Genomic DNA, 25,337 nt, shown 5'->3' with positions numbered 1-25,337 from the left:
CAGATGGTAAAAGGAGCTCTTTTATCAAACCGATATTCAGTCAACAACAGTCACTGGCAACACGTTTTGTTCTGCTGACGCTCCTGTCTCTGGGGCTTTTGTTTGTTGACCATAGTTTTAATTATTTATCCGTTGTCCGTAACTGGATGACGGCGGCTGCAACGCCGGTGCAGTTTCTTGCAGACATCCCCACCAGAATCTGGGGTGTTGCCGATGAGTTTGTGACATCCCGCAGTGATCTGATGGAAGACAATGCTCGTCTGAAAGCAAAAAACCTGATTCTGGAACAGAAAGTTCAGAAGCTGGCCAGCCTGACAGCTCAGAATATTCGTCTGCGTGAGTTGTTGAACTCTTCGGAACTGGTGGATGAACAGGTGCTGGTGGCAGAGATTGTTGGTGTAGACCCCGATCCTTTCAGGCATATTGTGACCATCAACAAGGGTTCTTTGAACGGAGTGTTTGAAGGGCAGGCTATTGTTGATGCCCATGGTGTTATGGGACAAGTGGTTGAAGTCACACCTCTGAGCAGCCGGGTTGTTCTGGTGACGGATAACTCCAGTCGAGTACCCGTGCAGGTCAATCGCACCGGTTATCGTGCTGTGGCAGCAGGCACCGGACTGCCGGATTCCATGGAGCTGATGCATATTCCCGATACGGCAGATATACGGGAAGGTGACTTGTTAACCAGCTCCGGTCTGGGGCAGCGCTATCCTGCCGGTTACCCGCTCGGCAAGGTTCGCAAGGTGGTTCATCATCCCGGCGATGCGTTCTCCAATGTGGAAATTCAGCTGCTGGCAGAAGTTAACCGCAGCCGTTTTGTTCTGCTGGTATTCCGAACCCCTCACAAGTCCATACTGGATCTGCCGGTGGATGACGAGACCGGCAATAGCAGTGAAGAGTCGCAAGAACAGGCCGCTGATGGACAGGGAGAGGCGTCATGAGCGTACAAAGAGCGAATGCCCACTGGGTTGTGTGGGTCAGCCTGCTGGTGGCTTATGTCTTGAGTATTTTGCCGATGCCCGCCTGGTTGTCGATTGCACGACCGGCATGGATTCCCATGGTCATCCTGTACTGGATCATGGCGTTGCCGGAACGGTTTGGTTTGCTGTTCGCGTTTTTAACGGGAATTATTCTGGATGTTTTCCTCGGGACGTATTTCGGCCAGAGTTCCATGGGATTGTTACTGGTAGCGGTGGTGGTACTGGGTTTGCACCGGCGTCTGCGCATGTTCCCCTGGTGGCAACAAGCCTTTATGGTGTTTGTCATAATTGGTCTTTATCAGATGCTCAATCTGTGGATGCGCGCCCTGCTGGGTGGCACGACCCCTTCCTTATGGTATTTACTGCCATCCGTCAGTAGTGCGGCTTTATGGCCCTGGGTGTCCGGAGTGCTAAGGTTTTTGCGGCGCTACTTTCGTGTTATCTGACCGAGTTATTTGACCGCGTTATTTAAAGAGCTATCTGGTAGAGTGAGCGTATGATTTATCTGGCTTCCCAATCCCCACGACGGCAGGAATTGCTGAAACAGATCGGTATTCCGTTTCAGCAGCTGGTGTGTGAAATTGATGAAATCCCTGAGGTGGATGAATCTCCTGAGGATTATGTCTGTCGTATGGCAAAGGAGAAAGCACAGGCTGGCTGGACCGTCATGAAGGCTCGTGATTTACCGGAAATGCCACTACTTTCAGCCGACACATCCGTTGTCATGGGATCGAAAATACTCGGTAAACCCGATAATCCTGAACAGGCCTGTGATATGCTGTTGTCGTTAAGTGGAAACTGTCACGCAGTGATGACGGCCATAGCGGTAACCAATGGGCATAAGACCATCGTTCGACTTTCTACCACGCAGGTGCAGATGACACCTTTTGACCGGGCACGTGCCGAAGCCTATGTCGCCACCGGTGAGCCTTCTGACAAGGCGGGTGCCTATGGCATTCAGGGTTACGGAGCCATTCTGGTTGAATCGATTCGGGGCAGCTATTCCGGTGTAGTAGGGCTTCCACTACAGGAAACCGCAGACGTTTTAAGCGAATTTGGTATCACTCCCTGGCATTCCCTGTAATGTTTTTTTATTGGTTTTGATTGTTCTGGTATCGGTGCAGCGTTGGATGTGCACAAATATGCCAGCTTAAGGGGAAGGGAATGAGCGAAGAAATTCTGATGAATATCACGCCGATGGAATCACGAGTGGCGTTGGTAGAAAATGGAGTCCTTCAGGAAATCTATATTGAGCGAGCCCGAAGCCGTGGAATTGTAGGCAATATCTACAAAGGCAAGGTAGTCAGGGTGCTTCCTGGCATGCAGGCAGCTTTTGTTGATATTGGTCTGGAGCGCGCTGCGTTTATTCATGCCAGTGAAATCGCCCCGCGTAACAGCGAAAAGACTGATGAGCAGGTTGAACGCCCCATCGGCGAGCTGGTGCATGAAGGGCAGTCGCTGGTGGTGCAGGTGACCAAAGACCCTCTGGGCACCAAAGGTGCCCGGCTGACCACCCATATTTCCATTCCGGCCCGTTATCTGGTGCTCATGCCCCAGAACAATCATGTGGGTATTTCCCTGCGTATTGAAGACGCTGATGAACGTGAACGTCTGCGACAGCTGGTAGAAAAGTGCATTGAGCAGGAAGGTTGTCAGGACAAAGGCGGTTTCATTCTGCGCACTGCCGCTGAAGGCATTGGCGAAACGGAAGTGATGGCGGATATCCAGTTTCTGCACCGCTTGTGGGACACCACTCTGGAAACCATCAAGGAAAACCGTGCGCCTGCTGCTATCTACGAAGACCTGCCGTTATACCTTCGCACCATGCGAGATCTGGTAGACCCTGATATTGAAAAAATCCGGATTGATTCCAAGGAAACCTTCACCAAAGTCTCCAAGTTTGTGAAAAAACTGGTACCCCAGGTGGATGGACGGGTTGAATATTATCCGGGCGAACGCCCTATTTTCGATCTGTTTGGGGTTGAGGATGAAATCAACAAGGCGCTGAGTCGCAAAGTGCAGCTCAAGTCCGGCGGTTATCTGATTATTGACCAGACAGAAGCAATGACCACGATTGACGTCAACACGGGTGCTTTTGTCGGTCATCGTAATCTGGAAGAGACGATTTTCAAAACCAATCTGGAAGCGTCGGTTGCCATTGCCCGCCAACTGCGTTTGCGGAACCTGGGCGGGATCATCATCATCGACTTTATCGATATGGACGATCAGGAGCACCAGCGTCAGGTGCAGCGTACCTTTGAGAAGTCATTGGAAAAAGATCACGCCAAAACCAATATTACCGGTGTCAGTGAGCTGGGGCTGGTGGAAATGACCCGCAAGCGCACCCGTGAGTCTCTGGAAAATGTACTGTGTGAAACCTGCACCACCTGCGAGGGCAAAGGCAGCCTGAAAACGGCAGAAACGGTGTGTTACGAAGTGTTCAGGGAAATTCTCCGCGCGGTTCGTGCTTACGACAGTAAAAGCTACACCGTACTGGCATCAGAAAAGGTAGTGGATCGCCTGCTGGATGAAGAGTCCAGTAATGTGGCTGACCTTGAAGAGTTTATTGAGAAAACGATACGCTTTCAGGTTGAGCCTATGTACAGTCAGGAACAGTTTGACGTCATTCTTGTCTGATTGATTAATAAAGCAGCGTCGGGGACGTTTTCTTTAAATGTCCCCTGTTGTGGAAATGAATGTGTGAGAGAAATGCAAAGAATGAGCAGCTATAGGTTTTATAGTTGATGCTACCCCGTCTTAAACGTGCTTTACGCTGGAGTTTCAAGCTGACCTTGGCGAGCCTGCTGTTGCTGGCTCTGCTATTGCTGGGTGTGCGTGTCAGTTTCAGTCTGCTGCCCCTGTTTCACGAGCGGGTGGTGAGTTATCTGAATGATCAGCTGGACACCGATTTTGTTATTGATGTATTGGAACCGGAGTGGGATGGGATTAACCCGACCCTGACCCTGCGCGGCTTAAGCCTGCAGGGGCATGAAGCGGAGCGTCCTGCGTTTCTGGTGGATCGGCTGGATGTGGAACTGAATACACTTTCTACCCTGTTGAGCTTCACCCCGATTGTTGACCATCTGGAAGCCAATGCCATCAGTGTGGTGCTGGAAGGCGATGCCAAAAAAAGGTGGTCACTGTTTGGCATAAAGCAGCTGGATGAAGACCGGCAGGCATCGCCAACATTCGATATTCAGGGCTTTTTGCACTGGCTGAGTATGCAGGGCTATGTTGACCTGACCAGTATTCAGCTGGAGCTGCTGCCAGAAGGGCAGGAGCCGGTGGTTTTTGATACCCGTCATCTGTTGTTAAGTGAAGAATCGGGGCAGAAGCATCTGGACTGGTTATTACAGGTGGGTGATGGCTCCGTCAACTTTACCTCTCATGGCAGTGGTACGAATCGCTGGAATGCCAACTGGTCCGGCACGCTGGCTATTAACAATGCCGACCTTTCCCGGCTGTGTCTGCTGGTAGACGACTGTAGCCAGTATTTGCTGGATGCTCATTTGAACGCAGACAGTCAATGGCGTTTCCAGACCGGGCACTGGCAGTTTGACGGACAGCTGGCACTGACTGATCTGTTTTACTCGCTGGGTGGTGAAGCTTCTACCGTTCCAACCTCGGTTGAAACCGATTTTAGCGTATTGGGATACAGTCAGGGACAAGTAGTCTCGGACTGGAATACGGAACTGAATAATACCCGCATTGCTTTGGGTGAAAACAAGGTATTCATTGATAACACCAAACTGCGCGGTCAGCATCAGGGTGAAGCCGTTATTAACCTTGCGGTTAAAACGCTGGATCTGGCACCGGTGAAGCGTCTGGCTCTGGAGTCTGGAATGCTACCCGGGTTTACTGCTGATCTGGTGAGAACACTGGACCCGTCAGGCGTTTTGAAAGAGATCACCGTTCGTTATCTGCCAGACAGAGATCCGTTGGCTGACGGCTCTATTGTCACCCGGGCATTATTGGACAATGTGGCCGTAGGGGCCTGGGAAGGTGCACCCTCTGGCGGCAATGTGTCCGGCCGGTTGCACATGAATACCCTGAGCGGTTATTTCGATCTGGACACCGAAGATTTCAGACTGGGCTTTCCTGAACTGTTTCGTGATGAGTGGGTTTACTCTACGGCCAAAGCCCGGCTTTACTGGGATGTCGTGGACGACATCTATCGTTTGAAAAGCGATAACATTGCGGTTGTCGGTGATGAAGGGCGGCTGAATGCCACTATGCTGCTGGATATACCGTTTGGACGCAGGTCGGATCAACCCAATTTTCTGGATATTGATGTCTCCATTGCAGAAGGTGATGCCCGATACGCAATGAAATATCTGCCGGTGCATATTCTGGAAGACAGCCTGAGCGACTGGCTGGAAGAAGCCATTGTCGACGCAACGATTCACGACGGTGGTTTCAGCATGGCAGGCCCGCTGGACAGCAATGTGGAAGAACCTCTGCTCTGGAATCTGTTCTTTGATGTTGAAAACGGTGAATTTGCCTACGATCCGGACTGGCCGGTTGTGACCGGTTTTAAAGGACGCATAGCTGTTGATAACGATGATGTAAAGATCGCCGCCGATAAAGGTCGGGTGTTTGGTGCGTTGTTAGAGCAGGCCGCTGTATCTCTTGATATGAACGATCCGCTGTTGACGCTGCATCTTGATGGTCAGGTAAAAGGGCAGGGTAAGGATATTGTCCGGTTGCTGACTGAAACACCGCTGGTGGATTACTCTGGCGGCATTGCCAAAGGCTGGACAATGGGCGGTGACTTTTCTGGCCAGCTCAGTCTGGTGTTGCCCATTGAGGATGTCGAGAAGGTTGAGGTTAAGGTCGATCTTGAAACCGCTAATGGTTCTTTTGCAAGTAAGACGCCTAATATAGAACTGGATCAGATTCAGGGTGCCTTCGCTTACGACACTGCAAACGGTTTGCAGTCTGAACAGCTGCAGGCGCGCTTTCTGGGGGATACCATTCAGGGCTCCATCACGTCGAGCATCGATTATCTTGGTCATGAGACCATGCAGGTGGACTGGCAGGGCAGGGTAGCCACCGATGCATTGCAGAACTGGCTGGAACTGGATTTCCTCAGCTTGCTGGAAGGTGCGTCGGATTATTCGGGTAGCCTTGTGCTGAAAGACTCCGGCCCTCTTCAGGCACAGGTTTCCATCAGTAGTGAGCTTGAAGGTATAGAAATTGAGTTACCGGCGCCGCTGGGTGTCGCTGCCGATGACAAGAAGCTGCTGACGATCAGGCAGAATGTCTACAGAGATCGTAATGAACTGTTTGTCCGGCTGGGTGATGTCGGTCGGGCGCACTTCTTGTTTGACCCCGAGTATGACTTCAAAGCAGCGGCTGTCCATTTGGGTAAAAATGGCGCCCTGCCGTCCATGGAACCCGGTAAAATTCTGGTATCAGGTACGGTTCCGGAACTGGATATTGAGCCGTGGATCGCTGTTTTTGACGGACAGCCGCCTGGTGAAGAAGAGCTGACGCTGTTATCACAGGTAGAGATGGACAATGTCAAAATAGACCGGCTGATTTACGACGATTATGTTCTGAAAGATCTGATGCTCAGGGTCAAACTGGGGTCGAACTATACGGAAGTGACCGTAAACAGCGAGCCTGTAGACGGACAGCTGCTGATCCCGAGTCGTCCGTCTCTGCCCTTTACACTGGATATGAACCGTCTGCATCTGCCGGAACCTCCAGAGAAGGATGATGATCAGGCTGACGGTGATGAAGACTGGCTGGCACACATCGATCCCCGGGATCTGCCTTCTGCCATTGTGAAAATCGATTCTCTGAAAATCGGGCACCGAAATTTAGGTGACCTGTCGTTTATAATGCAGCCTGTTCCCGGCGGCAAACGGATCAGTGACATCAATTCCGGCATTGAAGGCATGAGATTTACCGGATCGCTGGACTGGCAGTATGTGAATGATCAGCATCATACCCGCTATCAGGGCGGGCTGAGAGGTAAGCACATTGACAGATTGCAGGAATCTCTTGGTCTGCCCGTCATGGTGGAAGCGAAGGACACCCGGATTGATACCACGCTGGACTGGCAGGGTTCACCGCTCGGGGTCAACATGGATACCCTCAATGGCACGTTAAAACTGCGCCATAAGGAGGGCATCCTGAAACAGCTGGATGGTGGTGCCGGCGCTTTGAAGCTGTTTGGTATCTTCAATACAGAAGCATTGCTACGACGGATCAGGCTCGATTTTTCCGATCTGTACTCATCCGGTGTCAGCTTTGACACCATGAAAGGACAGCTGGACTTTGACAATGGCATTATTACGTTTGAAGAACCTCTGAGTGTTGAAGGCCCGTCGTCTAACTTTAAACTGGACGGTCTGGTGAACACCCGTGATGAGGTCATGGATCTCAGTCTGGTGGTGACATTGCCGGTAACGTCAAACCTGCCTATTCTTAGCGTGCTGTTTGGCACAGCGCCGCAGGTGGCAGGGATTATCTATCTGGCCGACAAGCTGGTCGGGCGACAGGTTGACCAGCTTGCCAGCATTCGTTACCGGATCACCGGCAGCTTCGATGAGCCTTCGGTTACACTGAATCAACTGTTTTCCGGTGATCCTCAAAAAAATGGCACAAACGGTCAATAAAACGACAAATGCCGGATGATGATGTCCGGTATTCTGTCTGAAATCATTGTTTTCATCCGTATACCTACTTACTATAAAACCTATTCATAACCAGCCTGAGTAATCTATGACTGATATTCTTTCACAGGCGCAGGATCATCTGCTGGCACCCGCTAATATTGAAGCCGGAGATTTGTCCAGAGTACTGGACAGCATCCTGGGTCATAATATCGATGCCGCTGATCTCTACTTCCAGTCAACCCGCCATGAAGCCTGGGTGCTTGAAGACAGCATTGTTAAAGAGGGCAGCTTTAACGTTGATGGCGGCGTGGGTGTGCGCGCCATCAGCGGGGAAAAAACCGGCTTTGCCTATTCTAACGAAATCGTTGTGCCTGCACTGGAACAGGCTGCCGGTGCGGCTCGCAGCATCGCCCGACAGGGTCAGCAGAAGCAGGTTCGGGCCTGGGGACGTAGTCAGCCTCTTGCCCTTTATCCAACAAAGAATCCGCTGGATTCCATGACCCGGGAAGACAAGGTAGCTTTGTTGAAAGCGGTTGATCAGGAAGCCCGTAAAATGGACAGCCGTGTGAAGCAGGTTACCGTCAGCCTGGCCGGTGTGCATGAAGTGGTGATGGTGGCTGCATCGGATGGCACTCTGGCGGGTGACATCCGACCGCTGGTTCGTCTGAATGTCAGTGTAATTGCCGAACACGAAGGACGTATTGAACGAGGTTCTGCCGGTGGTGGTGGCCGTGGCGATTACCAGCAGTTCTTGTTGGATGGTACTGCCAAAGGCTTTGCCCGCGAGGCTGTGCGTCAGGCACTGGTGAATCTGGAAGCGGTTCCGGCACCGGCGGGCGGTATGCCAGTGGTACTGGCGGCTGGCTGGTCAGGCGTATTATTGCACGAAGCGGTAGGGCACGGCCTTGAAGGCGACTTTAATCGTAAGGGCAGCTCTGCTTACGCGGGTCGTATTGGTGAACGGGTAGCGTCGCCATTGTGTACCATTGTTGACGACGGCACTCTGGACGGTCGTCGTGGTTCACTGAATATGGACGACGAAGGTGTCCCCACTGAAAGCACCGTGTTGATTGAGAACGGTATCCTCAAAGGTTACATGCAGGACAAACTGAACGCTCGCCTGATGGGGGTTGCACCGACTGGTAATGGACGACGGGAGTCTTATTCACACCTGCCTATGCCACGCATGACCAACACCTACATGTTGGCAGGTGCACATGATCCTGATGAAATCATTGCCAGTGTGGATCGTGGCATTTATGTCAGCAATATGGGCGGTGGTCAGGTGGATATCACTTCCGGCAAGTTTGTCTTCTCAACCAGTGAAGCCTACCTCATCGAAAACGGTAAAGTGACAACGCCGGTGAAAGGCGCGACGCTGATTGGCAATGGTCCGGATGTCATGAATCAGGTGTCCATGGTTGGTAACAACTTGGAACTGGATACCGGCATTGGTGTTTGCGGTAAGGATGGTCAGTCAGTACCGGTTGGCGTCGGCCAGCCAACGCTGAAGATCGATGATATCACCGTCGGTGGTACGGCCTGACTGATTTCGTCTGGTTGAGAGCTTCTTAAAAATAACCTACTGAACATCAGTCGTATTCAGTGGGTAAATCCGGTTGATTCCGGTGCCTGACCATCAGGGCAACATCATCGGCAATGGTTCTGCCCTGTGACAGAGAAGGTAACTGCTTCACGTCAAAAAAGTCGATGTCTGAAATCTCGATGTTTTCTTTGGGTGATCCGCCTTCCAGTTCACAGAGAAACAACATCTTCAGTAAGTGATAGGCATTGCGTGGGTGATAAGGGTGTCGTTGTGTATCCCTGACGGCAACCAGCTTACGAACCTTAACGATATAACCGGACTCTTCCAGCGTTTCCCGCTCGGCGCCTCGGGCGGGGGATTCACACACATCTGCCCAGCCACCGGGCATAGCCCAGCAGCCATCAGAACGCTCTTTTACCAGAAGAATCTTGTCGTCTTTAAAGACGCCTGCCCGAATATCAAGCTTTGGCGTGGCGTAACCGTGTTCTCCGACAAAGTAGTGATCGACTTTAGACCTTGGGGCACCACTCAGCAAAGCCGTCATGTCGTGGGCAATGCTCTGAAGCTGGTGGTAGCGTTCAATATCAAATTCTCCGTCGGCATAGGCCAGACCATTCTGGGCAATGGCCCTCAGCTGCTCTACCCATTCAAACCATTGTTGTTTTGGATGATCCTGCATAGTCTGTGCCTCGTGAAAAATTATAAATATTAGTCTTTATTTAATTCCCTATCGGCCAGTTCATCTCCGGCTCCCAGTAATTGGGCCAGACCTTTGTGGTCGGATGATTCCAGCAATATTTTGATGCACATGGTCAGGGGAACCGAAAGCAGCATACCAATAGGACCCAGTAGCCAGCCCCAGAGCATCAGAGACAGGAATACGACCAGAGAAGATAACCCCAGCCCCCTGCCCAACACTCTTGGCTCGATCAGATTGCCAATGACCATATTGATAGCCGCATAACCGGCGGCAATCAGGGCGGCATCACCGGGGCCTTTTTGCAGTAGTGTGATCAGAATGCCCGGAATGGCGGCCAGTATGGAACCGATATTGGGGATGAAATTCAAAAAGAATGCCACCAGTCCGGCGAGTACATAAAACTCAACGCCTTTCACCTGCAGCATGAGGGTGACCAGAATACCGGTAATGGCACTGAGAACCGATTTGAGAATGACATACCGGTTCACACTGGAAACAAACCGTTCAACATCCAGCATCTGCCTTCCGGGGTCTGGCAGTGCGCGCTGCAACTTGCCCTGTAGTAGTGGTACTTCGAACAGCATGAAGACAACGGTCAGTATGATGACCACGGCATAGCTGGTGGCACTGCTCATGCGTGAAACGAACGAGGTAGCAAGGTTAAACAACCACTTGGAGTCCAGTGTATTAAAGAGGGTACTGAAATCAACACTGATATTTCGTTTCGCTAGCGAGCCCTGAAAGCGCGTGATCATATCAAACAGATCCTGGCGATAACCCGGCAAAACTCTGGAAAACTCCTGTGCAGCATGACCGACAACGCCTACGAGTGAAGCAAAAATAAGCACCAGCAGGGAGATGATCAACAGAACGCCCAGTGCTCTTGGCAGGTACAGCTTTTCCAGACCATGAATGACCGGATTCAGGATCATCGATATAAAGTAAGCCAGTAATAAAGGTGAAATGATATCGCTGCCGAGGCGTATACCGGCAAGAATAACGATCACCGCCGCAATGGTGAGCAGGGCCTGGGTAGACCGGCTGTGTGTAAGCATCATAAAAGGGTCATTGTTCAGTGTATGGAGGGCACAGGCGAATCATCTCTTAAAGTGATGAGTTTGCCAATGCCCGGAACACCAAGACCCTGATGGGAGGGCTAACTGTTTACAGTTTTTTCTTTTGTAGTATTTACGGAATCACTCGAACTGTCTGCCAGTTGTCGTTCAGTTTTACGATGCTGACGCAGGCTGTCGGTGCTGAAGATAATCAGGGCAATCCAGATGATACCAAAACAGATCAACTGAGCCTGGGTAAAGGGTTCTTTAAACAGGAACACACCAAACAGGAAGGACATGGTGGGAACGATATATTGCATCAGGCCCAGGGTGGATAACGGTAGCTTTTTGGCTGCCATATTGAAGCAGATCAGCGGGAATGTTGTCACAAAGCCTGCCAGCGCCAGTAGAACAGACGTGGCTGGATCATCCATACGGAAATGGTAGTCTCCGGATTGGTAGAGGGTTGTGAAATAGATCAGGGCAATAGGCAACAGGAACAGTGTTTCAAAAGCCAGCCCGGGTAACGCCGACACCACGGTTCTTTTGCGGATCAGACCGTAAAGACCAAATGATCCGGCAATGCCGAGTGACAGCCAGGGTACTTCGCCCAGCATAATGGTTTGAATAATCACTGCGATGGCCGCAAGAGCGACTGCCAGTAACTGTGTTTTATTCAGTCGCTCACCCAGAAAAACAAAACCCAGCAGAACACTCAGAAGCGGATTGATAAAGTAGCCAAGCGAGGTTTGCAGTACGCGATTGTTACTGACCCCCCAGATGAAGCCTAACCAGTTGGCTGCTACCAGTACCGCCGACAGTGACAACCATGCCATGGTGGCGGGACTTTTCAGAATTGCCAGAAATTGCGGCAATTGTCGCTTAATAAGCATCAGACCAAATAGTAGCACTACCGACCACAGGACCCGGTGCCCCAGTACTTCAGTTGGCGGAACATGGCTGAGTAATTTGAAATACAGGGGAATAAGTCCCCAGAATGAAAATGCCATTAAGGCAACATTAAAGCCGGAATAGTCCTTTTGGTCAGACACGGGGCAATCTCTGTGGTAGACGACGTAGTCCGGCGATAATGCCTGAAAAACAACGCGGCGGTAACAGCTTTTTATGCGTATTTCACTGTGGCTGGCTGTAATCTCTGCTGAATGTTGAACAGCAGAGATTAAAGCTGTTTCAATCTGTCAGATAGCGAGCTTTCAGGTGTTCCTTAAAGAAGCTGGCATTCAGGTCTTCACCCGTTGCTCTGGTAATGAGCTCTGAGGTGGAATAACGACTACCCTGACTCCAGATATTGTCTTTCAACCAGTCAAAGATAACCGACAGTTCACCACTACTGATCTTCGCATGAACATCAGGGATGGTGTTTTGAATGGTGGCAAAGAGCTGCGCTGCATACATGGCACCTAACGTATAACTGGGGAAATAACCAAAGGCACCCAGGGGCCAGTGAATATCCTGCATGCAACCATCTTTATAATTACCTTCAGTGGAAAGGTTCAGGTACTGCTGCATTTTTTCATGCCAGGTGTCGGGTAAATCTGACACGGTCATGTCACCACTGATAAGTGCCTTTTCAATTTCATAGCGCAGGATTATGTGAGCGGGATAAGTGACTTCGTCCGCTTCAACACGAATAAAACCGGGTTGAACACGTCGGTAAATGGTTTCCAGATTGTTCAGCTGATAGGCGGGCAACTCTTCGCCGCCTGTCAGGTGTTTCAGCAAGAGTGGGCGGATCAGTGCCAGAAACTCACGACTACGACCAATCTGCATTTCAAAGAACAGGCTCTGCCCTTCATGAATGCCCATTGAACGACCGTTGCTGACTGGTAAGCCCAGAGTCTCTGCCGGACGATTCTGCTCATAGCGGGCGTGTCCTGTTTCATGCACTACACCCATGAGTGATTCGATAAAGTCATTGTCCCGATAACGGGTGGTAATACGCACATCTTCCGAGACCCCTCCGCAGAATGGGTGAGCACTGACGTCGAGGCGACCTCTGTTGAAGTCAAAGCCCAACAGGGTCATGACTTCCTGACCCAGAGCTTTCAGGTTGTCAGTGGCAAAAGGGCCTTCGGGCATCTCATAGTGAGAGGATTGATGTCGTTCGGTAGCTTGCTGAACGTAATCGGGTAGCCATTGTTTGACATCACCAAACAGTGTATCCAGCTGTTGGCAGTTTACCCCCGGTTCATAGAGTTCCAGCATGGCATCATAGGGTGAAACGCCTGAAGACTCCGAGCGAATGCTTGCCTCTTCACGTGTCAGCTTCAGAACCTTTTCAAGGTTTTTGCTGAATCCCTGCCAGTCATTTTCCGGCCTCTGGGAGCGCCAGGCGTGTTCACAACCAGAAGCAGCCAGTGATTTGGCTTTCACCAGGTCTGCAGGCATCACTGAAGTCTGTTCAAACTGTCGTTCCATTTCTCGCAGGGATGCCTTTTGCAGGTCATCCAGAGATTCTTCACGGGCAACTTCTATCCAGTCACCCACTTCAGATGCGGTGAGCAATTCATGGGTGAGGGTAGACATTTCTGCCAGTGCTTCCGAGCGTGCCTGATTGCTGCCGGACGGCATCATGGCTGCCTGGTCCCAGGTGGCCAGGGCGCTCAGGTGGTTGAGCCGGTGCAGTTTTTTGAAACGTTCAACCAGCTTGTCATAGGCGGCAATATTCAGGTTGCTCATCAGGATTACCTCGATAACAGTTATACTGAATTTTCAAATCAGAGTCATCAACATTAGACCCTATGCTGCTGTAAGTACTCTCATGGTCCGGTCGCAGGTTTTTTTTGCAAGGTTCAGCACTAAGAGCAATTGCTATAAGTAATTGTGTAAGGAACCGAAAATATTCGGCTTACAGTGTAGGGCTCATGCACCAATCGGACCTGTTAAATACAAGATATATAGAGTTTTCTCCTGCTATACAATTCCTGTGCAGTTGATATGATCAATTTCATCATAAAATTAAACGATAGTCGGTTAGTAATCTCAAAACTTCCGGCAGCATCTAATCTGAGTGAATGTACCCAATCTTACTGAAGCCCTTAATACTCAAGCTCTAAGCAATCTGTACTATTGTTTCAATGCTAAGTCTTGGGTTTAATTTCCCGCAGCTTGCTCCGGAGTAGTTCATATTGATGAGTAAGACCTAGCTTATAGTGGTTAGCAATATATTAGAGATTCACTATTCTCGGGCAACCTCCTAGGATCCTGTTCAGCATGGAGACAAGGTATTGACAAAAGGTAGGTTATCAAAATAATCACTTTTTAAGTATTGGTATGATGAGCGATTATCAATCAGGACTAATAGTCAAATGCCTTTTTTGATCTTTTTCTTCAATGACTGAACTCAATCTTTGGTAAATCCCCAAACCTATGATGACCAAAACAGAACACAAAATAAGTATCGAGGGATAGATTAAAAGAGCTACATCTTTAGTGCCTGCTTTGAATATATAAACAAGCCCTTCCATACTGACGGCTATGGAGATAATAACCATAATTTTAGTAATGGTTTCTCTTGCTTCCTTTGGTTTTCTGAGTTCCTTGTCCCTCAGTATTTCTTCCTCCACCATGTATTTCGCCACATCAATGATAGCTATAGATATGATAACAGAGCTTACGGACTGTAAGATTGTGAATATAAAGTCTACGGTTTTCTGTTGAAAAAATAATATGTTACAGGTTGTGTACAATGAGTAGCCCACTATGGATACGGCCATTAAGACAAGCGAAATTGCTGCGATTGTATAAATAGCTGCGGAGGTGAATTCGAACAAACGACGCATAGTATGGATACCATCTTTGAATTTACTCATTGTAACATTATAAGCGCATATCAATTTCTTCCTTTCATTGTTGGCTGCCACCTTGCTGATATTGATCAGCCACCACTCAGGTTTAGGAGTTATGTGAGGTTTCAACATTTATTGAAAACTTGATCACACTCTTGCTAGCCAAGCTTACATAGTAAACGATCAGGATAGATCGGAAAAATATATGATTAACATGGTCTATAATCGCCTCCATGAAAAAAATACAGCTTTTACTGGCCGTTATTTTGTTGTCTTGTTCCGTCTATGGAAGTGGAAGCAAAGACATCAGCCGGAATGCCTTCTACCATTCTGATGAACCCGCTCACTGTCAGCATTTGCAGCCAACGGATAAAGACCGTCTGGCTCTCTCTGACTGGGTCTTGGCTCAGGGTGCGGAGTTGAAGCAACAGGGCTGCTGGAAATCCCATATTTACTGGGGTGAGCAGGCACTTAAAGAGGCGCGAAAGCGCAAACAGTTTGATCAGCAGCGGGCTTTGCTGTTAAGTCTTGCCTCCAGCTTCTTTTATTTGGGGGATTATGTCCGTTGTCTTAGCTTTGCCAAAGCTGCAGAGACACTGTCAGACCCGGTGAAAGACTGGAAAACGATGGTTGAAAGTTTGTATCTGCAATCAGCTGTTGCGAGAGTTCAGTCAAGAGGTCAGGCGGTTAAGCTTGCTGAAAAGGCATTGTCGATTATTGATCAACAGAAAGAGCCAGCTGAATTTCTTCGTGGCAAGGTTTTATATAATCTGGCTGCGGCGTTAACGGACGGTGAAGAGAAAAACCTTGCGCGAGCCCGGGAGGTTTTGATTCAGGCTGAAGCACTGTTTAAAGAAGCAGGTAGCCAATACGATGTGTCGAGAACGGTGATCAGGCTGGCAAGAGTTTGTTATCTGCAAAAAGATTACGATAAAGCTCTGAAACGACTGAACAGTATTCAGAGCCAGCTGGTTCAACCCCGAACACGAATGTTGTTTTTTCAGCAGCGCGCCAAGGTATTGCTGGCGATGAACGAATGGCAGGCAGCCGGTGAGGATATTGAAAAAGCCAGAGAACTGGCTGTATCTCTTGATGCCAGAGCTGATCTGGATCGAATCAAGGCGCTACAGGTAAGTATTGACAATAATAATCAACCATCCCCCTGATGGTCAGTGAATTAGCTTTACCAGTAACCCAATAAAACACAGGCTATGGACGGCTTAGAAACAGGCTGGGTTTGTTCGGTATTATGAGGTAGCTATGAATTCAGTCGCGCAGGATGTATGTGCTACTTAGTGCCTGTCAGAAAACCTCTGAAAAATGGCAGTCGTTCCTGGCCGACAGAAGTTGATAACGGCTGGATTTCAGTTACCAGACGAACAAAGGATGTTTTTTGTACTGCGCTGCTCAAAATACAACCTGATTCGACTATCTACGAGCACAGTAATCTCTCATGCTTGGCATGATCAAAAGTAAACTGACGGGAGCCTGACTGAAAGGCTACTGACGATCTCTGGTCAGCAGAATTTTACCCAACCGCTTCAGGTTGCTGGCGACAACAGCCAGTGCGACATACCGCTCAAAGCCTTCTATCCCTTTATCCGGGCATTTGTCGAGACCATTCGCTTCCAGTGCGTTGATATCGGATTCAACGGCTGAGTGCTTCCTTCTTGCCCGGATAAATTCCGGGTGGCATTCCCGTTTTTTGTCATTGGCTGACAGCCTGCCTTTCTTGGGGAGAACCGGGCGTTCCAGAAGAACTTCCAACTTTTCAAGATTGCCCGGACTCCAGAAGCCTTTGTCGTAGCTCACCTGGCTTAATGTCGGGAACCGCTTTTTGGCAGCCTCGGCCATAGGTACTGTAACCTGGTCGTCTGTTTGTTTTTGCATGACCTGATGATGCAAAGTAAAACCGAACTGATCCTGCAACACGCAGACCCGTAACCCCAGTTCAACCGGAGTTCCGGCTTTGCCTTTGCTGATCCATTCTGTATGAGGCTCAAAGATTGAGAACACCTTCTCATTATGGGGAATCTGCTCATGTTCTATCACCCGTCGGTAAATCAGGTTTATCTGGTGACGGCTGTGGGCTATGTGGTATTTGAGGTTTTCCAGCCTTGGCTCATCCGGTTGTTTTTTCAACAGCAAGGACAAGGTCGTTTCAGCTTTGCGGACAATTGAAAGGCTGTACTTTATGTACTCAAGGTGAGCCATTTCAATGTCGTGCTGCCGCTGCTGTTGTTTCAGTTCACAGGTTGCGCTGGAATGCTTCAGGTTTCGAGCCTTGTTGTAGCGTTTGCGATGCTGGTCTTTAAGATATTTGCTCTGACGCCAGCCCGGAAGCTGGTACTGATTGGAGAGAGCGGATGCAAACTCAATGCTTTTACGGCAAGCGTCGCTCAGAAGGCTGATATCCGTGGGGAAATGGACATCGGTTTTGACTACGAAGGAATCGGCACGGCCATGTAGCGGCTCATCTTTTTTTTAACCAGCTGGTGACCTGCATCCACCGTGACCTGGTTAATCTGATCCAGTATCTCCGGTGTGAAGAGGCTGATGTTATCCTGCAATGTTTGTATGTGGTAGGAATGGGTACAATATGGGCCGTGACCGAGCATTTTCCGTAATGTCCCATGTTCATTAGCCAACTCTTGCAAGCGGTAATAGTCACAATTAGTGACAAGGCGCAGAGTGCCGAAAACCAGAATGTTCCAGAGGTCCATACCGGGACGACCATTTTGCCGACTGGCAGGAATCATGTTCTCAAGCACCTGAAAAACCCTGTGTCGCAGATCAGGTGTTATCCAGATATGTTGCAGGCCCCGAAGCAGACGGGGAATGTCGTCTCTGGACTTGGGATTAAACGTGATGGCAGAGATATCAACTTCGCCCAACTGCATTTGTGGGTTGATGGTTTGGCGCATAAATGTGAAAACAGCTTGTTTTGGAAAATCTTCGAGTACTATATGGGGCTACAGGCTGCTGTTTTCAAGTGTTTGTGGGTTTTCGGACAGGCACTACTTATACGTCTGTTCATAAAAAGAACAAGCCTGCTTTTTTGTCGTTTCTAAAATACCGCAGGTTTGAGAAAAGCGACCTGACAGAAGTTATAAAAGCAGTAGTTTTTTTACTGGCACTGGTTATCTGTCAGTCTTCGGAAGCGATTCAATTATTTACTAAAGAAGACCTTGTTAATCATGGGTTGGTTTTTAATGACGGTACATTAACAGAAACCGGTTCGTTGATGGTATTAAGTCATGTTGTCGAAGAAGTGAATTGGCAGCTAATCCCGCACTTTCAATTACAACCAGTAATCACAAGGGATTCAGCAGCGTAGAAAATTGAAGCATTCGCAGACTTTTGCGTCTAATTTTGGGGGATAGACGACCGTAATCAGTTATTCAGAGCCATGCCTGATCATAAACCACGAAAACATCTGTGCCTCGACAGCATGATCCAGATGATCTACGACAGCTTCGACAGCATTCCAGACCACCGCCCAAACCGCCGTAAAGACAAGATTTCATTGCTGGACACCTTGATGTCGGCTTTCGCTATGATGCACCTCAAGTACCCATCCTTGCTGGAGTTTGACCGTGAGCGGGAAACCGAAGAACTCAAGTTCAACTTGAAGCATCTATACCGGGTTCAAGGCAGGATACCCTGTGACACTTACATGCGCTCCACCCTTGATCCTGTAGATCCAGGGGCAATGAGAGAACCTTTCAAGCTGCTGTTCAATGAAGTACAGCGGGGTGGAGGGCTCAAGGGCTTCCGCTTTTCTTGCGCCGGCCTGAAGGATCATTACCTGTTAGCCATTGATGGGACAGGGCTTTACTACTCCGGCAAGTGCCGCTGTCAGGAGTGCTGTATAAAAAATGAAGGTAAGGCCAATGAAGCTTACTATCACCAGATGCTGGCCGCCTGCATTGTCCATCCTGACAGAGAAACCGTATTGCCTCTGGCCCCCGAGCCCATTGTTCACCAAGATGGCACAACCAAGAATGACTGTGAAAAAAATGCCCTCAAACGTCTCCTTTCAGACATCAAGCGAGATCACCCACAATTGAAGCTGGTTATTGTGCTGGACGGTCTCTACGCTGATGGCCCGACAGTTCGACTGATAAGAAGTTATGGGTGGCACTACATCATTGTTGCCAAAGATGGCAATCACACTTCGATGATTGAGGCTATGGATGCGCTGGATCAGAAGGGCGATGTCAAACGATTTGAGATGACTGACGGCAACGGTGCCAAACACTGGTGCCGTTATGCCAATGGGGTTCCCCTGAACAAGACTGAACCGGTTGAAATCGTCAATGTGCTTGATTACGTCGAAACAGACAAGAAAGGCAAACGGCACACCTGGGGCTGGATAACCGACATCCCGTTAACCGAAGAAACTGTACTCCCCACAGCCGAAGGAGGAAGATGTCGTTGGCACATAGAAAATGAAACCTTCAATACCCTGAAGAACCAAGGCTACGAACTTGAACACAACTATGGTCACGGTGAGCAGCACCTGGCAACCAATCTGGCTTACCTGACCTTCCTGGCTTTCCTGGTGGATCAAATACAGCAACTATGTTGCCCGGTCTTCCAGAAAGCCCTGAAACTAAGGGCGCGTGGAACACGCACCTATCTCTGGAAATTGATTCTGCGTTACTTTCTTTCCTGGCTGATTGAGAGTTGGGAGGAGATGTTCCAAGCGATCATTCACGGTACTGCTGCAAGAAAGATCCAGTTCGACACATCATAGCGATCATCGTAGCCGGGGTTTCAGGGTAAACAAACTGGAAAAGGAGCACGAAAAGCGTGAGGCAGTTTTTATGCGCTCATCAATTATCTGTACGACCAATCAGTTTTAATACGACTTAAGGCTATGTTGTGCGGGATTAGCTGTACAGTCTTTGACGTGATTAAAAACAAATACGGAACGAAAATTGATTCTCCTGAAGGTATTGAGAAGTTCACTCTGGAATCAGCCACTTTAAACGACCTTTCATCTGACCTGGTTCTGAAAGAAAGCCTGAAAGAAGTTGGAGTCTTTTCCGGAGCTGCCAACGAAGCAGCTTTATATCGGCAATTGTATGAGCTTTATTTAAGCGAAATTTCAGATCAAAAGCTTTTCCCCAGTTCCTGTTTTCATGAAAATCTTGATAAAAAGAATATGTGTGATGGTCATTCAGACTGTCTGGCTCTGGCAGGGTTTACGCATCAAATTAAAACAATCGTACCTATCTTGTAGAGGCTGAATATTAACGACTACAGATTTTCAAAGTACGACTGTTTATGGTGGACCCCACTGTCAAGACAGTAAACCAACAAATTTAAGTTAAGTCCTGGCAGTGGTCCAAAGCCCTCATGCAAAGTGAATTGCCTTAGGCGTTTTATAACTCAACGACTGGTGTAATCGTTCAGTGTTGTAAAACTCAAAGTATTCATCCAGCCCAGTATAAAGCTCTGGAACAGTCTGAAATTCATGCGTGTACAGCCATTCATGTTTGACGGAGCGCCACAGCCTCTCGACAAAAATGTTATCCAGTGCTCGCCCTTTCCCGTCCATGCTGATACGTATTTCCCGTTCCTGAAGAGGTGCCAGAAAATCATTACTGGTAAACTGACACCCTTTGTCAGTGTTGAATATATCAGGTTCACCTTGTTCCAAAGCTCGACCCAGCGCATGAATACAGAAGTCTGCATCCAGTGTGTTCGACAGCTCCCAGCTGACACGTAACGGCTGTACCAGTCAATAATGGCAACCAGATACATAAACCCCTGAGGCATCGGGCAGTACGTAATATCAGTACTCCAGACCTGATTGGGTCTCACAATATCAACGCCGTTCAACAAGTACGGGTAAACCTTATGCTCTTTGTTTCTCAGGCTTGTGCCCGGTTTTGGTCCGACAGCCTGTATGCCCATCAGCCTCATAAGTCGCTGTATACGCTTCCTGTTGACCGGAAAGCCCTGCTCATTCAGCCATGCAGTTATCTTACGACTGCCGTAAAACGGTGTACGTGTATACTGCTCATCAATGAGCCTCATCAGATTCAGATTCTCAGGGCTTTCCAAAGCTGGAGAAGCTTGGTAATACCAGCTTGACCTGCTTAACCCAACCAGTTCACATTGGCGCTGAATGCTGATCTTCGAGTGATCCGGGTCTATGCATCTCCGTTTGTCATCAATGGACATTGCCAGATTTTTTTTTCAACCAGTCCAGCTCCATTTTAAGCCGTCCGATCTCCTGATACAGGGGGGCAGTGAGCGCATCTGGATCTACCTCTGGCCGTGCCCTGCCGAAGACTTCTGGAACCCCCTGGAGTAGCTGTCGCTTCCACTGGCTAACCTGAACGGCTGCAACTTCGTGTTCGCTTGCCAGCTGGTTTATGGTCTTTTCGCCCTTGTAGGCTTCGAGTGCTACCTGTGCCTTAAATTCGGGCTTATGTCGTTTTCTTTTTGCTGTCATGATTCCCTCCTGCAGGGTCATCTTACAGCCAGAAAACTTAACTTAGCTACCTGTCCAGTTTATGGGGTCCATCATAGTTCGGTTTGGAATTGGTGAAAATCAGGAGATATAAAACCTACTGTCGTTTAAAAATCCTGAGAGTTTGATTATTTCAACTTCTTTTCAGCTGTGTGTTAGAGAAAACAACTCCCTAATCGGCATTTGCTAGTTCAGATTGATGCGTAAGCCCTGCTGGCTCTGGTTCCTTCATGGAGGGTAAAAAAACAACTATCCGGAAAGCCCGCTAAACGACTGATACCTGCCTGGGTGACTGACAGTGGAGTGGCAGATATTTCACACTTTTCGACGTTACCGGAAGGGGTGCAAAGCGGTACTCGACACACGATCAATAATGCTCCCAACAATCAGCCATTGGCGTTGTACCGGTTTGACGTCAGGAAGAAACGATTTGATTTACTCACTAATAAACAGGAGGAGATGAATGAAGCCTTTTTACGGTTGACCAACAGGCTTTATCTGGTGGTAGAGAAAGAGCTTAAGCAACCGTTGAGGAGGTATATTATAGGCATGGAGCTTAACGGGGGGATTCGTCACAGCAGCTGTGGATTTTAGGACGTTTTTGATTACTTACAGACAGCCTCCACAGTTTAAATCTGTAGAGGCTGTTTATTATGTCACTGAGCTTTATATTTACTCAGCTTCAGCCTCCAGCATACGCTGTCCACTGATAGATATTTTACGGGGTTTCATGGCTTCCGGAATTTCACGCTCCAGTTCGATATGGAGCAGGCCGTTGTCCATTTGTGCGCCGGTGACTTTTACATAGTCTGCCAGCTGGAATTTTCGTTCAAAGTTACGTTCGGCAATGCCCTGATGCAGATACTGACGTTCAGTGTCGTCAGCCTGTTTTTTGCCCTGAACCACCAGAACATTCTCACGGCTTTCAATGTCCAGTTCGTCTTCCGAGAAACCGGCCACCGCCATGGTGATTCGGTACTGGTTTTCTGCCAGCAGTTCAATATTGTAAGGAGGGTAGCCACCTTGCTTGGTGTTCTGGTTATTGGACATGCCTTCCAGCAGATGGGCAACACGGTCAAAACCAATAACGGAACGGTACAGTGGGCTGAAGTCTAAATCGATAGTACGCATGATCATATCCTCAATCGAGCAATATGTGATTAAGTACTCGGCCATATGGAATCGAATATTTCTGGCTTATTGGGCAGGTGCTATGCAAGGCGCAATGGCGGGAGCATAGCATGCTATGTGACCAGAGTTGCAACGCAGTCAGAGCGCCTGATCAATGAGTCAGAAAATATGATTTCATATGGTTGAGTACTTAGTAGTGACCTTTCCTCAGGAACAGGTCGTTGGTTTGCGACAATGCTCGTATGAGCCATCGTCGTTATTATTAATAAGGACGATGGTTTGTGCTTTCAACCCCTTGATTTAAATTATTTTTAATCGAGTGGGTGATCCAGCCGGTAATCCAGCATCTTGTCGTTGTCGAACAGGTAGCGTCCTGAGCATGCTTTCCCTTGCAGCATAAGGGGTAGCCAGATTTTATCGTCTGCCCACATCTCATCGTAAGGAATAGCGTCGAGATCAAACCAGAGTGGAATGGCCTCCTCTGTTTCAGTGGGGGTGCCTTCGTAATCGTTGGCTGTAAAAACATGGACATGAATGGAGTAACCATCGACAAACTGGAACCGGCACTCACCCCGGTGTTGCATATTGAGCGGGGTAATACACAGCTCTTCCTGCACCTCTCTGACAGCGCATTCCAACATGGTTTCGCCGGGCTCCTGTCGTCCACCGGGTCCATTGATTTTGCCGGCACCCAGCCCGCGTTGTTTGCGTATCAACAGGATTTTTCCATGCTTGATCACGAATGTCAGGGTAGCAGGGTCTTTAGCCTGCCAGTTTTGCCAGTCAATATCAGTCAGGCGCTTTGGAGAGGTGAGGGTTGTCGTCATAGTGTTCACATAACGGTCATTGAGCAACCATTATGACACACACTGAACGATACTCATCCAAACGGTTAGAGTGTTTCCAGATTCACCAGAGTCAGGGTCTTGGATTCAAACGCACCGGTGTCTATGTAAAAGGAGTTACCCAGTTGTTGTGGCTGGTCTACGATGGTGTGCCCACAAATGATGCTGTCGATGCCGGAAACCGTTGAATGGTTCTGGCTTCTGACTTTTTGCCGTGACCACATCAGCTGTCTTCGCAGTTCATCGTCATTGGCAATTTCATCGGGTGCCCAGTAGGGCAGGGGGTACTCGGCATGGCAAAGGGCTATGAGTTTACCGGAAGGTGTCGCCACGGAGATCAGCTCTGGCAGAGTATCCACGAGATCGGCGTAGTCGTGCATTTTTTGGGTTGAAACCATCAAATGCCAGCGCCCGCCATTCAGGATCCAGTCGGCTGTGGTGGCTGCTGATGACAGGCTGCGAGCCACTTTGCGCAGGGTATCTTCATGATTGCCGCACACCGGGTGGAACCAGGGCTCGTTAATCAGGCCAAGGCACTGTTCGGACTTGGCACCCCGGTCAATCAGGTCGCCAACGCTGAAGCAGCGATCGTTAGTAAAGTCAAAATCCACTTGATCCAGCTCTTCAAACAGCAGGTCGTACATGCCGTGCAGATCGCCAATGGCAAAGTCCCTGCCCTCTTGGTTGGCGGTATAAAACTGATGAAACACGCTAAAGCCTCCGACACTGTCCCTGTGATTGAGGTGGTTTGATTATTTTGTGATCGACGCGACACCGGTGACCGGATCAATAATGACCAGCCCCCTGTGGAGTTGGTGCAGAAGTCGATGTACCTGCTGATGCTGGCTGAGTAAACGAAATGATACCGGAACTTCCGGGTTTAATTGACCGTTTTTTCGCATCTGCTGTTCTTTGTCGATAACGTCGAGAAACAGCGGCAGGACACTTATTATCGTGTCGGCCAGCCCGGCTTCTACAACAGCATTGGCGAACAGGGCCGGAGCATAGGTAGGTGCCGGTGTTGTGGTGTTGCTTAATTGATAATGGCTGTAATCAAGCCAGCGCTTCTGATCTTTGGATGAAAGTTTGTGAAAAGCCTGATAAAGCTGCTTGCCCTGATCCGGCGAAAACAATCGAAGAGAGGCCGCGATGGATGCCAGAGCAATCTGCTCGTCAGTGTTATGGGTATAGTGGTCTAACTTCAGCCAGTCTGCACGTTTGCCCAGATAAGCCCGCATCGGGTTGAAGCTTTTATTGCCTTTGTCTTTGCCTAGCTTATCCAGTACCGCCTTAACCGCTGACATGGCGTTGTAGGTATTCTGGGTCAGGTACAGTGAGCCTTTGGGAGCTATTTGGCCACGAAAACCAGCGATGTTAATCACCCAGTGGTAGTACCAGAAGGTGAGGTCGTTTCTGGACACTGAACCGTTTGAGAGTCCCCGTTCGATGTGCTCATACATTGTCAGTGAGCCTTCGTTATACATCATGTGCCGTAGGTGGCTGTTGGGCATAAAGGCTATTTCGAACAGGTGGTTGCCGGTTTTGAAACGTTTACTCAGTAATTGTGCCAGTGGATAAATTTTGCTGGCTTCCGGTGCTGTGACGGCCAGAAACTGTACACTGTCGGTTGGCAGTTTAAGATCAGGAACAAGTCGCGCTCTTTTAATGGCTTCTGGTGACAGGGTGACAGAAGAAATAATGGCGGCGGCTGCCAGAACTTCGTAATGATACTCATCCATTGAACGAATAGCGTCTGACAGCTGCCTGAAACTGTCTGGCGAGAGAGGCGTTACCATTTCCTTCTTCTGTGGAGCAATAAACTGCTCGTAATCTTGCGGGGTGCCTGAGCGCAGACGTTGCAGGTTGTAAATTCGGGATAAAGCTCTTGGTACTTCTTTATGCATACCCGCCAGCTTGTGGTGATCCATTTCCGGTGTCGCATGGGGGTTGTCCATCACCCAGCTCAGCTGGCTGACCTGAGCGTCAGAGATCATCAGCTCTTCGCCGTAAGTGGCTTTGATATAATCTCTGAGTGCCGTGATATTGTCGCTGGCCAGAATGCTTTCGGTCGCCAGCAACATCATCGGAAAGAGTATTCGGGCCAGTGTTTTCATGGTGACTCTCCGGGGGTTGCAGCCTCAATAGGCAGCCTAAGCAT

General features: G+C 49.1%; 21 protein-coding genes and 1 pseudogene. 11 read left to right on the top strand and 11 right to left on the bottom strand.

Annotated features, from left to right (window positions below):
• The first annotated feature begins 23 nt into the window (after positions 1 to 23).
• The 6 genes from mreC to tldD all read left to right on the top strand — a co-directional run bounded on the left by mreC (position 24) and on the right by tldD (position 9,152).
• Positions 24 to 941 carry a rod shape-determining protein MreC gene (mreC, locus tag EZMO1_RS17585; RefSeq protein ID WP_082212149.1) on the top strand — a complete coding sequence of 306 codons (918 nt, stop codon included), beginning with the start codon at positions 24 to 26 and terminating at the stop codon, positions 939 to 941.
• Entirely contained in the window at positions 938 to 1,426 is a 489-nt protein-coding gene (gene mreD, locus EZMO1_RS17580; protein ID WP_034876720.1) for a rod shape-determining protein MreD, read from the top strand. Before mreC ends, mreD begins: the two co-directional genes overlap by 4 nt.
• Before the next feature lie 50 nt (positions 1,427 to 1,476).
• Positions 1,477 to 2,064, top strand: a complete 588-nt coding sequence (locus EZMO1_RS17575) for a Maf family protein (RefSeq protein ID WP_034876722.1) — start codon at positions 1,477 to 1,479, stop codon at positions 2,062 to 2,064.
• Positions 2,065 to 2,144: 80 nt separating this feature from the next.
• Complete coding sequence (rng, locus tag EZMO1_RS17570; RefSeq protein ID WP_034876724.1) at positions 2,145 to 3,617, top strand: ribonuclease G; 1,473 nt, start codon at positions 2,145 to 2,147, stop codon at positions 3,615 to 3,617.
• A 107-nt stretch (positions 3,618 to 3,724) separates the two neighbouring features.
• Complete coding sequence (locus tag EZMO1_RS17565) at positions 3,725 to 7,606, top strand: YhdP family protein (protein WP_034876725.1); 3,882 nt, start codon at positions 3,725 to 3,727, stop codon at positions 7,604 to 7,606.
• Between the two features lie 106 nt (positions 7,607 to 7,712).
• The gene (gene tldD, locus EZMO1_RS17560; protein WP_034876727.1) at positions 7,713 to 9,152 is read left to right on the top strand and encodes a metalloprotease TldD; all 1,440 of its coding nucleotides are present in this window, start codon (positions 7,713 to 7,715) and stop codon (positions 9,150 to 9,152) included.
• A 46-nt stretch (positions 9,153 to 9,198) separates the two neighbouring features.
• On the opposite strand, the gene EZMO1_RS17555 is transcribed toward tldD, so the two are convergent.
• From EZMO1_RS17555 to EZMO1_RS17535, 5 genes are all read right to left on the bottom strand, one after another.
• Positions 9,199 to 9,831 carry an NUDIX hydrolase gene (locus tag EZMO1_RS17555; RefSeq protein ID WP_034876728.1) on the bottom strand — a complete coding sequence of 211 codons (633 nt, stop codon included), beginning with the start codon at positions 9,829 to 9,831 and terminating at the stop codon, positions 9,199 to 9,201.
• Between the two features lie 29 nt (positions 9,832 to 9,860).
• Positions 9,861 to 10,910 (bottom strand): AI-2E family transporter, encoded by a 1,050-nt coding sequence (locus EZMO1_RS17550; protein ID WP_051790052.1) that lies wholly within the window; start codon positions 10,908 to 10,910, stop codon positions 9,861 to 9,863.
• Positions 10,911 to 11,008: 98 nt separating this feature from the next.
• Positions 11,009 to 11,959 carry an EamA family transporter RarD gene (gene rarD, locus EZMO1_RS17545; RefSeq protein ID WP_236632027.1) on the bottom strand — a complete coding sequence of 317 codons (951 nt, stop codon included), beginning with the start codon at positions 11,957 to 11,959 and terminating at the stop codon, positions 11,009 to 11,011.
• 139 nt (positions 11,960 to 12,098) lie between these two features.
• Positions 12,099 to 13,607 carry a carboxypeptidase M32 gene (locus EZMO1_RS17540; RefSeq protein WP_051790054.1) on the bottom strand — a complete coding sequence of 503 codons (1,509 nt, stop codon included), beginning with the start codon at positions 13,605 to 13,607 and terminating at the stop codon, positions 12,099 to 12,101.
• A 608-nt stretch (positions 13,608 to 14,215) separates the two neighbouring features.
• Positions 14,216 to 14,740, bottom strand: a complete 525-nt coding sequence (locus EZMO1_RS17535) for a hypothetical protein (protein WP_222842135.1) — start codon at positions 14,738 to 14,740, stop codon at positions 14,216 to 14,218.
• A 209-nt stretch (positions 14,741 to 14,949) separates the two neighbouring features.
• On the opposite strand from EZMO1_RS17535, the gene EZMO1_RS17530 reads away from it, so the two are divergent.
• Positions 14,950 to 15,882 carry a YfgM family protein gene (locus EZMO1_RS17530; RefSeq protein ID WP_034876730.1) on the top strand — a complete coding sequence of 311 codons (933 nt, stop codon included), beginning with the start codon at positions 14,950 to 14,952 and terminating at the stop codon, positions 15,880 to 15,882.
• A gap of 334 nt (positions 15,883 to 16,216) precedes the next feature.
• Here the strand turns inward: EZMO1_RS17530 and EZMO1_RS25780 are convergent.
• Positions 16,217 to 17,640 (bottom strand): ISNCY family transposase gene (locus EZMO1_RS25780; protein ID WP_244886709.1). Its coding sequence is split into 2 segments (ribosomal slippage): positions 16,217 to 17,196 and positions 17,196 to 17,640, totalling 1,425 coding nucleotides; the frame shifts between segments, so codons are not numbered across the junction.
• Between the two features lie 20 nt (positions 17,641 to 17,660).
• On the opposite strand from EZMO1_RS25780, the gene EZMO1_RS17515 reads away from it, so the two are divergent.
• The 3 genes from EZMO1_RS17515 (at position 17,661) to EZMO1_RS17505 (ending at position 19,964) form a co-directional block, all read left to right on the top strand.
• Complete coding sequence (locus EZMO1_RS17515) at positions 17,661 to 18,053, top strand: hypothetical protein (RefSeq protein ID WP_145912644.1); 393 nt, start codon at positions 17,661 to 17,663, stop codon at positions 18,051 to 18,053.
• 72 nt (positions 18,054 to 18,125) lie between these two features.
• Positions 18,126 to 19,475 carry a transposase gene (locus tag EZMO1_RS17510; RefSeq protein ID WP_051789206.1) on the top strand — a complete coding sequence of 450 codons (1,350 nt, stop codon included), beginning with the start codon at positions 18,126 to 18,128 and terminating at the stop codon, positions 19,473 to 19,475.
• A gap of 156 nt (positions 19,476 to 19,631) precedes the next feature.
• Entirely contained in the window at positions 19,632 to 19,964 is a 333-nt protein-coding gene (locus tag EZMO1_RS17505) for a hypothetical protein (protein ID WP_061509608.1), read from the top strand.
• Between the two features lie 114 nt (positions 19,965 to 20,078).
• Here the strand turns inward: EZMO1_RS17505 and EZMO1_RS17500 are convergent.
• A pseudogene (locus tag EZMO1_RS17500) lies at positions 20,079 to 21,185 on the bottom strand (IS3 family transposase).
• A gap of 321 nt (positions 21,186 to 21,506) precedes the next feature.
• Between EZMO1_RS17500 and EZMO1_RS17490 the strand changes: the two are divergent.
• A complete protein-coding gene (locus EZMO1_RS17490; RefSeq protein ID WP_145912643.1) occupies positions 21,507 to 21,797 on the top strand; it encodes a hypothetical protein in 291 nt (96 codons plus the stop codon).
• 78 nt (positions 21,798 to 21,875) lie between these two features.
• Here the strand turns inward: EZMO1_RS17490 and EZMO1_RS17485 are convergent, their stop codons facing one another.
• The 4 genes from EZMO1_RS17485 to EZMO1_RS17470 form a co-directional block, all read right to left on the bottom strand.
• Positions 21,876 to 22,334: an Hsp20 family protein gene (locus EZMO1_RS17485; protein WP_034876736.1), complete on the bottom strand. Its 459-nt coding sequence runs from the start codon at positions 22,332 to 22,334 to the stop codon at positions 21,876 to 21,878.
• 311 nt (positions 22,335 to 22,645) lie between these two features.
• Positions 22,646 to 23,161 carry an 8-oxo-dGTP diphosphatase gene (locus EZMO1_RS17480; RefSeq protein WP_051790057.1) on the bottom strand — a complete coding sequence of 172 codons (516 nt, stop codon included), beginning with the start codon at positions 23,159 to 23,161 and terminating at the stop codon, positions 22,646 to 22,648.
• Between the two features lie 65 nt (positions 23,162 to 23,226).
• Positions 23,227 to 23,889, bottom strand: a complete 663-nt coding sequence (locus EZMO1_RS17475; protein ID WP_034876738.1) for a metallophosphoesterase — start codon at positions 23,887 to 23,889, stop codon at positions 23,227 to 23,229.
• Between the two features lie 42 nt (positions 23,890 to 23,931).
• Positions 23,932 to 25,293 carry a hypothetical protein gene (locus tag EZMO1_RS17470; protein WP_034876740.1) on the bottom strand — a complete coding sequence of 454 codons (1,362 nt, stop codon included), beginning with the start codon at positions 25,291 to 25,293 and terminating at the stop codon, positions 23,932 to 23,934.
• Between the last annotated feature and the right edge of the window lie 44 nt (positions 25,294 to 25,337).

Origin of the sequence: Endozoicomonas montiporae CL-33 (assembly GCF_001583435.1) — a bacterium.
In the GTDB taxonomy this organism is placed as follows: domain Bacteria; phylum Pseudomonadota; class Gammaproteobacteria; order Pseudomonadales; family Endozoicomonadaceae; genus Endozoicomonas_A; species Endozoicomonas_A montiporae.
Note: the sequence above shows the minus strand (reverse complement) of the source record. Positions and strands in the feature narration are given on the sequence as shown.

Excerpts from the sequence above, each read along its gene's own strand:
- mreD (WP_034876720.1), top strand. The coding sequence starts at position 938 with ATGAGCGTACAAAGAGCGAATGCCCACTGGGTTGTGTGGGTCAGCCTG.
- EZMO1_RS17575 (WP_034876722.1), top strand. The coding sequence starts at position 1,477 with ATGATTTATCTGGCTTCCCAATCCCCACGACGGCAGGAATTGCTGAAA.
- rng (WP_034876724.1), top strand. The coding sequence starts at position 2,145 with ATGAGCGAAGAAATTCTGATGAATATCACGCCGATGGAATCACGAGTG.
- EZMO1_RS17565 (WP_034876725.1), top strand. The coding sequence starts at position 3,725 with ATGCTACCCCGTCTTAAACGTGCTTTACGCTGGAGTTTCAAGCTGACC.
- tldD (WP_034876727.1), top strand. The coding sequence starts at position 7,713 with ATGACTGATATTCTTTCACAGGCGCAGGATCATCTGCTGGCACCCGCT.
- EZMO1_RS17555 (WP_034876728.1), bottom strand. The coding sequence starts at position 9,831 with ATGCAGGATCATCCAAAACAACAATGGTTTGAATGGGTAGAGCAGCTG.
- EZMO1_RS17550 (WP_051790052.1), bottom strand. The coding sequence starts at position 10,910 with ATGATGCTTACACACAGCCGGTCTACCCAGGCCCTGCTCACCATTGCG.
- EZMO1_RS17540 (WP_051790054.1), bottom strand. The coding sequence starts at position 13,607 with ATGAGCAACCTGAATATTGCCGCCTATGACAAGCTGGTTGAACGTTTC.
- EZMO1_RS17535 (WP_222842135.1), bottom strand. The coding sequence starts at position 14,740 with ATGAGTAAATTCAAAGATGGTATCCATACTATGCGTCGTTTGTTCGAA.
- EZMO1_RS17530 (WP_034876730.1), top strand. The coding sequence starts at position 14,950 with ATGAAAAAAATACAGCTTTTACTGGCCGTTATTTTGTTGTCTTGTTCC.
- EZMO1_RS17510 (WP_051789206.1), top strand. The coding sequence starts at position 18,126 with ATGCCTGATCATAAACCACGAAAACATCTGTGCCTCGACAGCATGATC.
- EZMO1_RS17485 (WP_034876736.1), bottom strand. The coding sequence starts at position 22,334 with ATGCGTACTATCGATTTAGACTTCAGCCCACTGTACCGTTCCGTTATT.
- EZMO1_RS17480 (WP_051790057.1), bottom strand. The coding sequence starts at position 23,161 with ATGACGACAACCCTCACCTCTCCAAAGCGCCTGACTGATATTGACTGG.
- EZMO1_RS17470 (WP_034876740.1), bottom strand. The coding sequence starts at position 25,293 with ATGAAAACACTGGCCCGAATACTCTTTCCGATGATGTTGCTGGCGACC.